Here is a 12,606-nt window from a genome sequence, read left to right as displayed (position 1 = left end):
GGGCTTCCCCCTGACAGCTTATTCAGTATACTCCCGTGTAAAGGAATTGTCAAGAATATATATAGAAATATTCTATATAAAAAAGGCCGCCTTGAAAGGCGGCCTTCCTATGACTCTTTTCAACTAGTCTTTAAACAGCTTTTACTGTTCTTGTTCTTCATCGTCTTCATCCGTTCCCTCGATAGCAATCGTATCGAGAGCAGCGACTTTATCGTCGCCTTCCAGTTTCTGAATCTTGACACCGGACGTGTTGCGTCCTTTCTTGATGCCAATGCTTTCAATATCCGTACGAATGACGATGCCGTTGGACGTAATGAGCATCAGTTCCTGTCCTTCATGGACGACTTCGACACCGACGATGTCGCCGGTTTTCGGGGTAATCTTGAAGTTCTTGATCCCCTTGCCGCCGCGAAGCTGGACTTTATAGGCATCGACGTTATTGCGCTTGCCAAAGCCTTCTTCACTGACCGTCAGGACCTGGCAGTCTTCAGCCAGGACGTCGGCTCCGATGACCATATCCCCTTCAGCCAGGGTAATACCGCGGACACCGCGCGTATTACGGCCCATAGGACGGACATCATTTTCATTAAAGCAGATGGCCATCCCCAATTTCGTTGCCAAAATAATGGTCTGGTCGCCGTTGGTCAGGCGCACCTTAGCCAAATGGTCCCCTTCCATGAGGGAGATAGCGATGAGGCCGTTACGGCGGACATTCTTAAATTCATGAAGGACCGTCTTTTTGACCAAGCCCTTTTCCGTTACCATAAAGAGGTTCATCGACGGATCAACCTGGTCGAGGTCGATGAGGGCGTTGACCTTTTCCCCGTTCGACAAGGGCAGGATGTTGATGGCAGCAATGCCCTTAGAATTACGGCTGTTGGCTTCCGGAATTTCATAAGACTTCAGACGATAGACGCGGCCAAAGTTGGTGAAGAACAAGACCGTATTCCACGCCGAAGTATAGAGCAGGTGGTTTACAGCATCTTCATCTTTGGTTCCCATGCCCTTGATACCGCGGCCGCCCTTATTCTGCGTATGGTATACATTAGCGTTGATGCGCTTCATGTATCCCCGACGGGTAAGGGTCAGGACCATGCGTTCGTTGGGAATCATGTCTTCGATGGCAAATTCAGACGAATCGGCTACGATTTCCGTACGCCGTTTGTCACCAAACTTCTTCTTCGCATCGAGGAGTTCCGTCTTGACGATTTCCATAACTTTATGTTCATCGGCCAAAACGCTGCGCAGGTAGGCAATGCGTTCTTCCAATTCCTTATATTCTTCTTCGATTTTTTCACGTTCGAGTCCGGTCAGGCGGCGCAGACGCATGTCGAGGATAGCGACTGCCTGTTTTTCGCTAAGGCCGAACTTGGCCATGAGGGATGTCTTCGCCACTTCATCCGTTGCCGATTCACGAATGGTCTTGATGACTTCGTCAATGTGGTCGAGGGCGATGAGCAGACCTTCTAAGATGTGAGCGCGGGCCAGGGCCTTATCGAGTTCAAACCGGCAGCGACGCGTGATGACATTTTTCTGATGATCCAAATAGTAGGTCAGAATCTGTTTCAGCGTCAAAACCCGCGGATGGCCGTCGACGAGAGCCAGCATGATGACCCCGAAGGTTTCCTGGAGCTGAGTGTGCTTGTACAGCTTATTCAGGACGATATCCGGGTTAACATCGGCGCGGAGCTCGATGACGATGCGCATCCCTTTGCGGTCCGATTCATCGCGAAGAGCCGTGATGCCGTCGATTTCCTTATTGCGTGACAAGTCGGCAATGGATTCAATGACCCGAGCCTTATTGACCTGGTAGGGAATTTCCGTGACGACGATACGGTTCTTACCCTTATTCATCGGTTCGATAGAAGCGCAGGAACGCATCTTGACGCTGCCGCGCCCCGTCGAATAGGCTTTTAAGATGCCTTCACGGCCCATGATTTTAGCTCCGGTCGGGAAATCAGGCCCTTTTACCTTGGTCATGATTTCTTCCAGGCTGGAATCAGGATTGTCGATAAGCTGAACACAGCCGTCGACGACTTCGCTTAAATTATGGGGCGGAATGTTGGTCGCCATGCCGACAGCAATCCCCGCCGAGCCGTTTACTAAGAGGTTCGGAATCTTCGACGGCAGGACCGTCGGTTCCTGCATAGAGCCGTCATAGTTGGGCATGAAATCGACCGTTTCCTTGTCGATATCTTCCAGCATTTCTCCCGTAATCTTAGCCATACGCACTTCGGTATAACGCATAGCTGCCGCCGAGTCACCGTCAACAGAACCGAAGTTGCCGTGACCGTCGACAAGGGGATAGCGAGTCGAAAAATCCTGGGCCAAGCGGACGGTCGCATCATAGACGGAGCTGTCCCCGTGGGGGTGATACTTACCTAAAACTTCACCGACAATACGGGCCGATTTCTTATACGGTTTGTTCGGCGTCATGCCCGCTTCATGCATGGCGTAGAGAATCCGCCGGTGAACCGGCTTCAGCCCGTCACGCACATCCGGCAGGGCACGAGTGATGATAACACTCATAGCATAGTCGATGTACGACGTCTGCATTTCACTTTCCAGACAAACCGGCACAATCTTATCTACTTGTTGTTCGTCCACAAATTTCACCTCATATACAAACTGAAAATAACTGCCGGCCGAAAAGGGTCCTGCAGTCCGAATCTGTTTTGCTATACTGCCCGTCAAAATGGGCGCATACCATTATATTATAGCAAAGTTTCATCATTTTTAATAGTCTAACCCTAATATTCGCCATTACAAAAGGCCGCCCAAAGGGACGGCCTGTAATTTTAAAGAGTTTATTTTTTATTGCTGTAGCGCCAGATTTTCATTTTTTCCGCTTCTTTGATGAGATCTTCCCGGAAGTCAGGATGAGCGATGCTGATCAGGCGTTCTGCCCGTTCCCACGTCGAGGCGCCCATGAGGTTGACCATGCCGTATTCGGTAACGACAAAGTTGATCTGGGACCGCGGGTCGGTAACGGTCGTACCCGGAGCCAAGGTCGGCAGGATACGAGATTCATCGCGGCCGGTCTTCTTATTGTGGAAGGTCGAGCGCAGGGCGATGATGCTCTTTCCGCCCGGTGACCGATAAGCACCGTCGGTGAAGTCAAGCTGGCCGCCGCTGCCGCTGATCTGCTGCGTCCCCGATGATTCGGAAGAAATCTGGCCGAAGAGGTCGACTTCGATACAGTTGTTGATAGAAATAAAGTTATCCATCTGGGCGATGACGAAGGGGTCGTTGATGACGTCGACCGGGTAAGCTGCCAAGTACGGATTGTCATCCATCCAGTCATAGAGGTCCTGCGTGCCGAGGGCAAAAGACCAGCTCACCTTATTGGGGCAAAAAGCCTTGCGGCGGTTGGTCAGCTGACCGTTCTTATACATCAGATAGAAGGCGTCGACGAGCATTTCCGTGTGAACCCCCAAATCCTTCAGATCCGATTCGGACAGGAGAGCGCCGATCGTATTCGGCAGGCTGCCGATACCCAGCTGCAGGGTCGCTCCGTTAGGAACCTGTTCAACAATCATTTTTGCAATAGTAGCGTCGATGTCGTCACCCGTTGCAAAGGGAATCGTTGCCAAAGGATGATTGCCGTATTCGACGATGCCGTCGATATCGCTGATATGGATGCATTCGCCGCGGCCGCCGAGAACGCGAGGCATAGCTTCGTTGACTTCTACGATGACTTTCTTAGCTTTTTGGGTAATTGCTTCCGTTGCCGATACGGCCAGGCCGAAGTTGAAGAAACCGTGTTTATCCATGGGGCCGACCGTGATGAGAGCCACGTCGACATCGAGGAGGTCGCGGTACATAGACGGCTTATTGCGGTAGCACATGGGGATGAAGTTCATCTGGCCGAGAGCGCATTTTTTCCGGTCATAGCCGCCCATATGCCAGTTCATGGCCGTAAAGGCTTTGCGGTCCGGATCCTGTTCAATGATTTGACGCGGAGCGACGGAAAGACACATGCGGACTTTTACATCCTGCAGTTCGTCCCGCCGGGCTGCCAAGGCCTGGTCAAGGAGAACCGGCTGGGTCGTTCCCATGCCATAATCCACCCAGTCGCCCGATTGTACGACTTTGACAGCCTCTTCAGCGGTCATCAATTTTTGTTTGTACATGTCTGTCCATTGAGACATATAAATCACCCTTTCCATAGTATCTATACCAATTGCATAGTATGACGTTTTACGTTTACTTATAGTCATATTATACGCCGCACCGCCAGCCGTTACAAGCGTTATAGTAAAGTATCACATGCTAATTACGCATAGTTATTCCAGATACTGCCGCGGAGACAGAATTTGCACAAACAAAAAAATAGGTCCTCAATATGCGAACCTATTATTAGCAGTAAAAAGTGATTTCTTCAAAATGTTCTATCCACCTTTTTACGATTAACTTGTGATTTGCTTCAATACTTCTTAATAAAAAATTCAAAGCCGATTTCGGAATCCTAGAATTATTATTACACAATAGAGCCCCACCTTTACTCGTAATCCAAATTTTTGTCGCATTTTTGGAAGGAGTTCCCTCTGCAATATGAACATGTATAGGTTCAATAGGGTAGTTTCCATTCGACCAAAAATAAATCACATAAGGACCGATTCTAAATAACGGTGACATTATGAAAGCCTCCTTCAGCCGCTAACTGCATAATTAAATGCGAATTATCGTGAACGAAAGCGTCCCATTCCTTGATATCAGACTCTGAATATCCTTGAATATCCTGCCATTTATAGTGGGCAGGATGCAAGTTGCATGATTAAAGCCTCTATTACACGGTGTTTCAATATACACTTTTACGGTTCCGTCTCCCTGGATTGGCGAATGCGTAATTTCAGTATCGTCCGCCAAAGTCATGTAAGGGTACATCATAAGCGTTTCTCCCTGATATTAATGTTTGTTTTTATTATATCACACCCGGCCTCATTAGAATCAACTTACGAACATGCCATCTCCCACATAATGATATGTTCAAGTGCAGGAACATTCATAAGTCACCGTGCCTATAGCGATTGAGTAGAAAAAAGGCACTGCCCAAAAGAATTTCTTCCGGCAGTGCCCCTTTTACCATATAGCCAGACAAGCATCCGTTCTATTCAGCCTGTCTCTTTTCAATGATTTCATCCATGATTTTTTTCGGTACTTCTTCATAGGCATAGAATTCCATATTAAAGGTACCCTTACCCTGGGTCATGGAGCGCAGAACCGTTACGTAATCCCGCATTTCAGCCAAGGGAACCTGTGCCTTTACGACGATGATACCCTTGCGGTTGCGATGGTGTTCCATGCCGAGGATACGGCCGCGTCGGCTGCTGAAGTCGCCCATGACATCGCCCATGTAATCTTCAGGGATGACGACGTCGACGTTGTAAATCGGTTCGAGGAGAATCGGTTTAGCTTCCGGTACTGCTTTCTTTAAAGCCTGGCCGGCAGCGACCTTGAAGGCCATTTCCGAAGAGTCGACAGGGTGGTACGATCCGTCAGTCAAGGTGACCTTGACGTTAATCATGGGGAAGCCGGCAATGAGGCCTTTTTCCAAGGTTTCACGAACGCCTTTTTCAACGGCCGGAATGTACTGTCTCGGTACGGCGCCGCCAAAAATCTTATCGACGAATTCAAAGGGTTCACCCGTCGTCAACGGTTCGATATCGAGGAAGACGTGACCGAACTGTCCGTGACCGCCGCTCTGTTTCTTATGTTTGCCTTCGGCCGTCGCCTTTTCCTTAATCGTTTCCCGATAAGGAATGTACAGTTCTTCCTGTTTCGCTTTCACACCGTATTTCCGTTCAATCTTGATGAGGATGTGATCGAGGTGGACGTCGCCCATGCAGCGGACGATGAGCTGTTTTCCTTCTACGCTCTTATCGATGGTGCACGTCGGATCTTCTTCACTGATACGCAAGAGGGCGTTCATCAATTTTTCTTCTTCGCCCTTCTTTTCCGGAACGAGGGCTACCGTATGGAGCGGATTGGGGAAACGAATGGGATCATAAGTCACTTGGAAATCAGGAGATGCAAAAGTATCGCCGGTCCGGGCATGAGCCAGTTTCGGCAAGACGACGATATCGCCGGCAATGGCTACGGGAACGGGAATCGGTTCCTTCCCGACCAAGGTCAGGACTTTACCCATCTTTTCGTCTTCGCCCTGGGTTACGTTATAGAGCCGGTCGCCTTCTTTGAGTTCGCCCGAGAAAATGCGGACATAACTTAGCTTTCCGGCAAAGGGGTCAACGACGGTCTTAAATACGAAAGCCGTAAAGGGTTTATTGGGATATACCATGACCGGTTCTTCCGTCTTCTTATCGGTCCCCATCATGACCTTCTGCGAAGCATCGGGCATGTACGTAATAATACGGCGCAGGAGTTCTGCCGTACCGATATGGTGGATAGCACTGCCGCACATCAGCGGGCAGACGCGGCCTGTCAGCATCCCTTGATAAAGGCCCTTGCGGAGTTCTTCGATGGTGAGTTCATCGCCGTTGAGGTATTTTTCCAACAGTTCGTCGTCACCTTCAGCAGCGGCTTCCATGCACATTTCGCGCACTTCACGAGCTTTCGCCATGTATTCCGGCGGAACTTTAATTTCCGTGCATTGTCCGTTATTCCATTCCCAGGCGACCATTTTGCAGACGTCGATAATTCCGCGGAAATCTTTGCCTTCACCGATAGGAATCTGAAGGGGCATGATGGATTTTCCGAATACGGAACGCAATTTTTCCAAGCAGCCAAAGAAGTCGGCGTGTTCCACGTCCATCTTGTTGACATAGACCATGCGCGGCAGTTTCAATTCGAGACCGTAGTCCCAAGCCCGTTCCGTATCCATTTCAACGCCCGATTCTGCCGATACGACCAACAGAATGCCGTCACTGGCACGCAGGGCAGCGCGAACTTCACCACAAAATTCAGAATACCCCGGCGTATCGAGGAAATTCAGTTTATAGCCTTCCCATTCGCAAGGAGCAATACTGAGCTGAATCGTTACGTTACGCTTAATTTCTTCCGGTTCATAATCCATAATATGCTTGTTGTCTTTACCGACGCCAACGGCATCGACGGCGCCGCAGGCCAGCAGTAACGATTCAACAACCGCCGTTTTACCGGCGCCATCGTGCGAAAGTACAGCAACGTTGCGAATTTTATCACTTGTGTATTCTTTCATAAAACAATCGCCTCCTATGGAATCAGTTACTATTATATATTCGCTGTAAGGCAGGCAGATTCCTTTTTTCTCTTGCATTTTTTTAAAAATTATTATGCAAATTCTAAAAACATAAAAAAATTGGACCCGGAATAGAATCCGAGTCCAATCTTAGGGAAGAGAAAGAGTATGATTATTTTACTTCCGTGTTGTTAATGCTTTCGACCAAAGCGTCGGCTAAGTGTTCCAGTTCTACAGCTTTGTCGTCATGCATGGCCGAAGCCAGGGACAGGCGTTCGTTGAGGATCGTCATGTTCGAAAGATTTTCGTCGATGAATTCCTGCATCAAATCGCCGGATTTTACAGCCCAAGAGCCGTTTTCGATCAGGGCAATGGTACGATTCTGTACGTGGAGAGCCTTCATGTGTTCGAGGAAGTCCAGCATGACCGGATAGATGCCCAGGTTATACGTTACCGAAGCCAGTACCAGGTGAGAGAGCTTGAAGGACTGGGAAATCAATTCCGAAACGTGAGTCGAAGAGACGTCGCAGATACGGATATTGGTAACGCCCTTTTCACAAAGTCTCGAAGCCAGGTTCTGTGCAGCTGCTTCCGTATTGCCGTACATCGAAGAGTAGGCAATGAGGACGCCTTTTTCTTCCGGTGTATACGTGCTCCAGCGCTGGTATTTGTCGAGCAGATAACCGAAGTCTTTTCTCCAGACCGGGCCGTGGAGCGGGCAAATTACTTTGATTTTATCCAAGACCGTCGCAGCTTTGCCCAAGAGGTGCTGTACGTGCGGGCCGTATTTGCCGACGATGTTGGTGTAATAACGGCGAGCTTCATCGAGCCAATCGCGATCGAAGTTGACTTCATCGGCAAACAATTTGCCGTCGAGGGCGATGAAGGAACCGAAGGCGTCAGCCGAGAAGAGGATGCCGTCGGTGAGGTCGAGGGTAACCATAGCTTCCGGCCAGTGGACCATCGGAGCTTCTACATAGGTTACGGTATGTTTACCGAAGGTCGTCGTGTCGCCTTCTTTGACTTCGATCAATTCCTGGTTGTCGATTTTAAAGCCGAACTGACGCATGAGCATGAAGGATTTTTCCGTGCTGATGATTTTAACATTCGGATAGCGGAGAACAATTTCTTCCATGCTGGCGCAGTGGTCCGGTTCCATGTGGTTGATGACCATGTAATCGAGGTCGCGGCCGCCGAGGACGTGTTCTACGTTTTCTAAGAACTGACGGCAAACAGCCCAGTCAACCGTGTCAAACAATACCGTCTTTTCGTCGAGCAAGAGGTAAGCATTATAAGAAACGCCCAAGGGAATGGGGTGAATATTTTCAAACAAATGTAATCTATGGTCATTAGCACCGACCCAAGAAACATCTTTCGTTACTTTGCGTACGCAATACATAATTTATCGACTCCTTTCGCCGCACTATTCTTGAATAAAATGACTCTTTTCTTCAGCGCATTCCGGGCAAACCCAATCATCAGGCAGGTCCTTGAACAAGGTTCCCGGTGCAATATCAGCGTCTTCATCACCTAATTCAGGAATATAGACATAGCCGCAGCCGTTGCAGACATATTTCGGGCCAATCGGTTCCGGTTTAGGAACGACCGGGCGTTTCATCTTAACCATCGGCGGAGCCGGCTTTTTATCTTCCAGGCCGAGTTCCTGTGCTAAGAGCGGCAGGATTTCCTGAACGTCGCCGACGATACCGTAGTCGCAGTTTTTAAAGATCGGAGCGTTGCCGTTTTTATTGATAGCTACAATTGTAGATGCATCTTTGATGCCTTTCAAATGCTGTTTCGCACCGGAAATACCGCAGGCAATGTATAAGTTGCCCGTGAATTTCTGGCCGGACATGCCGACATAGCGATTGAGCGGTACATAGCGAAGGGTTTCAGCAACCGGACGGGACGAACCGATAGCAGCCCCGGCAGCTTTTGCCAAATCTTCGATAAGCTTCATGTTTTCTTTTTTCCCAATGCCCTTGCCAGCTGAGACAACACGTTCTGCCTCAACAATAGGCGTATCTGCTGCAATACCGACGGAGAAGTCATATCCGTCATGTCTGAGGGCGTCTGCGAGGGCTTTGACTTTGTCTTTTGCGCTTCCGTCGCGAAACAACTGGTTCTTACGGATCCCCGTAACCGGAGCGGCTTTCTTCGGAGCCGAGCTGCGGCCGGCACCGCCGTCAGCTTTGCCGATTTTGCCCAACAGGTGAGCAGCAATGACGACGCGCTGAATTTCATTAGTGCCTTCGTAGATCGTCGTGATCTTCGCATCACGGTAAGCCCGTTCGACGTCCATGCCTTTCAAGAAGCCGGAGCCGCCGAAGATCTGAAGAGCTTCGTTGGTGATTTCGATAGCCGAGTCAGAAGCGTACATCTTAGCCATAGCAGCTTCCATGCTGTACGGTTCGTGTTTTTCTTTTAATTCAGCTGCCGAGTAAATCAGGTAACGGGATGCACGAAGCTTCGTTGCCATATCAGCCAGTTTAAAGGAAATGCCCTGGTGAATACCGATCGGCTGACCGAACTGAATACGTTCTTTGGCATAGTCGAGTGCGCTTTCATAAGCGCCCTGGGCGATACCCAGTGCCTGAGCACCGATACCGATACGGCCGCCGTCGAGGGTTGCCATAGCGATCTTGAAGCCCTGGCCTTCTTTGCCGAGCAGGTTTTCCTTCGGAACTTTGACGTCATTGAAAATCAATTCTGCCGTCGAAGACGAGCGAATACCTAATTTATCGTAATGGTCGCCGAAGCTGAAGCCTTCCCAGCCTTTTTCTACGATGAAGGCCGAAATGCCTTTGGTGCCGATATCCGGAGTCGTAACTGCAAAGACGACGTAAATATCTGCTTTCGGAGCATTGGTGATGAAGATCTTACCGCCGTTGAGCAGGTAGTAGTCACCTTTATCGACAGCCGTCGTTTCCGTACCGCCGGCATCGGAACCTGCGTTTTCTTCAGTCAGACCGAAGGCGCCCAGTTTTTCCCCTTTTGCTAAAGGAACCAAGTATTTTTTCTTCTGTTCTTCATTCCCGAAGGCTGCAATCGGATACGTGCCCAGCGAGGTGTGAGCCGACAGGATAACGCCGACACCGCCGTCAACGCGGGAGAATTCTTCAACAGCAATGGCATAGCTCGTGACATCGAGGCCTGCGCCGCCGTATTCCTTCGGATACGGGAGACCCATCCAGCCATGTTTGCCCATAGCCTTTACGATTTCATCCGGAAATTCATTGTTCTGGTCCAGCGAAAAGGCAATCGGTTTTACTTCCGCTTCCGCAAATTTGCGGATCTCTTTTCGTAAGGCTTCATGTTCGGCAGTTGTTTGAAACAGCATATCATACTCCTCCTTTATGGATACAACTTGATTAACTATTCTTTCCTATGATTTCCCACAGGCTTTTTGCACGCAGCTTTTGATTGATTTCTTCTTGGACGACGCACAAGTTCAAGTGGATTTTGCAAATCCCGTGAGTCCTGCGCCATTCACAATCATACGAACCCTGCATGCATGCCGTTACATGGGCATCCCCCTCCATAATCGTAATCAGGTCATAGAGGCTGACGTTCTTTAAATCTTCGACTAAGTGGCAACCACCTCCCGGTCCTCTGGAAAGCTTAACAAGCCCAGCTTGCGATAGTTTTTTTAGGATCTTGTAAGTAAATGCTTGCGGAACCTGTTCATCTTCGGCCAGCGAACGCACACTATGCTGTTTTTCGTCCGTCAAGGCACGCAACATCCGCAACGCATAATCCGTTTGCCGATTCATAAACATAAAAAGCACTCCGTATTCGTAATTAGTATTTGTAATTCTTGCCTCTATCATATTTTTTTGGACAAAAAAAGTCAAGAGTTGTAGGTATGCTAAAAAATTAAGATGTAGCCTGTATCTATGAGTATTCTTAAAAGATTGAAACTTTATCACTGATAACCATTATTATTATTTCTTAGTGACGCTATAGCCATCCCCTTTCCCCTGAAAGGTAAAAAAATAATTCTTTCTAAAAAAGAAAAGAATTATGCAAAAAAAGAGATCTCCTGTGACCAATAGTCATAGGAGACCTTTACGTTATATTTTATGCCGTTTTTGCAAGTACTAATGATACCATGATTTCGACGCCGATAGGAAGGCATTTTTCGTCGACGGCAAAGTGCGTATTGTGCAGGGGATAGACGGTCTGCCCCTGGGGCGTCGCACCGAGCCAAAAGAAGCCGCCGTCAAAGTGCTGCAAATACCCCGAAAAGTCTTCAGCCGTCATGGCCGGTTCCTGAACATCCGCCAAGCCTTCGTCGCCCAGGCACTGACGGACGACGCCGGCAATAAAGTCAGCCTGAGCCGGCGTATTGCGGACAGCTGCATAGCCCCGTTCGTAATAAAGGGTGCTTTCCGTCCCGTACATGGCGTCCATGCCCTTCAACGTATCCTGAAGATACGTTTCGACAGCATCTTGCGCTTCTTCATGATAAGTCCGACACGTCCCTTCAATTTCTACCGTATCGGCGACGACGTTGTACCGCGTACCGCCGGTGATCTTGCCAAAAGTCAAGACCGCCGGGTAGAGCGGATTGACACGGCGGCTGATGATCGTCTGAGCTGCCGTCAGAAACTGGGCTGCCGCAACGATGGCATCGACGCCCTTATGAGGCATGGCGGCGTGACTGGTCTTTCCCTTCATGACGATGCGGATATGATCCGATGCAGCCATCATCGGCCCCGGCAGGACGCCGACCGTACCGCTGGGCAAGGTCGGCCAGACGTGGAGGCCGTAGACGGCATCGATACCGTTGAGAGCCCCCGACGCAATCAAGCCCTTAGCACCCCCGACGGGCGATTTTTCTTCAGACGGCTGGCAAATAAAGACGACCGTCCCCGAAAGGTCGTCCTTGATCCGACTCAGCACCTCGGCGGCTCCGAGGAGAATGCTCATGTGCCCGTCATGCCCGCAGGCATGCATCTTGCCGGGAAACTTCGAAGCAAAGGGCAGTCCCGTTTCTTCCGTCATCGGCAGGGCGTCCATATCGGCCCGCAAAGCGATGACCGGTCCGGGCTTTCCCCCTTTTAGATAGCCCAAAACGGCCGTCGTACCGGCGACATGCTCCGTAACTTCTACGCCGAATGAGCGAAGTTTTTCCGCCATAAAGGCCGCCGTATGCAATTCTTCTCCGGATAGTTCTGGATTTTCATGAATATGATGCCGCATGGCCAAAATATCCGGTGTAACTTCGTTTATTAACTGTTTTATACCCCTCTTATCCATCATCATAAATCCCCCTATTTATGAATTATTATTTATAAAATATGGTTAATAATACCACTATTTTTATAATAATACAATGGTTTCTTTCATTTTATTCAGTAAAGAATAATATGGGTTAATTGCAATACCAATTAGGACACTCGAGATAATTCAATCTGAAATTTAGA

General features: G+C 49.2%; 8 protein-coding genes and 1 pseudogene. All 9 read right to left on the bottom strand.

Going from position 1 to position 12,606, the window contains the following annotated elements; genetic code table 11:
* Positions 1–141: 141 nt before the first annotated feature.
* The gene (gyrA, locus tag QZQ46_RS10240; RefSeq protein WP_296829661.1) at positions 142–2,607 is read right to left on the bottom strand and encodes a DNA gyrase subunit A; all 2,466 of its coding nucleotides are present in this window, start codon (positions 2,605–2,607) and stop codon (positions 142–144) included.
* A 200-nt stretch (positions 2,608–2,807) separates the two neighbouring features.
* Positions 2,808–4,151, bottom strand: coding sequence for an acetyl-CoA hydrolase/transferase family protein (locus QZQ46_RS10235; RefSeq protein ID WP_296829618.1), 1,344 nt, complete (start codon positions 4,149–4,151; stop codon positions 2,808–2,810).
* Positions 4,152–4,359: 208 nt separating this feature from the next.
* Complete coding sequence (locus QZQ46_RS10230; RefSeq protein ID WP_296829615.1) at positions 4,360–4,638, bottom strand: DUF4160 domain-containing protein; 279 nt, start codon at positions 4,636–4,638, stop codon at positions 4,360–4,362.
* 472 nt (positions 4,639–5,110) lie between these two features.
* Positions 5,111–7,177, bottom strand: a complete 2,067-nt coding sequence (gene fusA / locus QZQ46_RS10225; protein WP_287771472.1) for an elongation factor G — start codon at positions 7,175–7,177, stop codon at positions 5,111–5,113.
* Between the two features lie 172 nt (positions 7,178–7,349).
* Positions 7,350–8,576 (bottom strand): FprA family A-type flavoprotein, encoded by a 1,227-nt coding sequence (locus QZQ46_RS10220; RefSeq protein WP_296815281.1) that lies wholly within the window; start codon positions 8,574–8,576, stop codon positions 7,350–7,352.
* A gap of 24 nt (positions 8,577–8,600) precedes the next feature.
* The gene (locus QZQ46_RS10610; RefSeq protein ID WP_366135206.1) at positions 8,601–9,296 is read right to left on the bottom strand and encodes an FAD-binding protein; all 696 of its coding nucleotides are present in this window, start codon (positions 9,294–9,296) and stop codon (positions 8,601–8,603) included.
* An 81-nt stretch (positions 9,297–9,377) separates the two neighbouring features.
* Positions 9,378–10,517 (bottom strand): annotated as a pseudogene (locus QZQ46_RS10210) (acyl-CoA dehydrogenase); the annotation flags it as partial.
* A 31-nt stretch (positions 10,518–10,548) separates the two neighbouring features.
* Complete coding sequence (locus tag QZQ46_RS10205; protein ID WP_044502840.1) at positions 10,549–10,956, bottom strand: Rrf2 family transcriptional regulator; 408 nt, start codon at positions 10,954–10,956, stop codon at positions 10,549–10,551.
* Positions 10,957–11,257: 301 nt separating this feature from the next.
* On the bottom strand, positions 11,258–12,442 hold the full coding sequence (locus tag QZQ46_RS10200) for a M20 family metallopeptidase (RefSeq protein WP_296829610.1): 1,185 nt from the start codon (positions 12,440–12,442) through the stop codon (positions 11,258–11,260).
* Between the last annotated feature and the right edge of the window lie 164 nt (positions 12,443–12,606).

The sequence above is a fragment of the uncultured Megasphaera sp. genome, from assembly GCF_900539295.1.
Classification (GTDB): Bacteria; Bacillota; Negativicutes; order Veillonellales; family Megasphaeraceae; genus Megasphaera.
This window is presented reverse-complemented; position numbering and strand designations above follow the sequence as displayed.

Excerpts from the sequence above, each read along its gene's own strand:
- QZQ46_RS10205 (WP_044502840.1), bottom strand. The coding sequence starts at position 10,956 with ATGTTTATGAATCGGCAAACGGATTATGCGTTGCGGATGTTGCGTGCC.
- QZQ46_RS10235 (WP_296829618.1), bottom strand. The coding sequence starts at position 4,151 with ATGTCTCAATGGACAGACATGTACAAACAAAAATTGATGACCGCTGAA.
- fusA (WP_287771472.1), bottom strand. The coding sequence starts at position 7,177 with ATGAAAGAATACACAAGTGATAAAATTCGCAACGTTGCTGTACTTTCG.
- QZQ46_RS10230 (WP_296829615.1), bottom strand. The coding sequence starts at position 4,638 with ATGTCACCGTTATTTAGAATCGGTCCTTATGTGATTTATTTTTGGTCG.
- QZQ46_RS10200 (WP_296829610.1), bottom strand. The coding sequence starts at position 12,442 with ATGATGGATAAGAGGGGTATAAAACAGTTAATAAACGAAGTTACACCG.
- QZQ46_RS10220 (WP_296815281.1), bottom strand. The coding sequence starts at position 8,576 with ATGTATTGCGTACGCAAAGTAACGAAAGATGTTTCTTGGGTCGGTGCT.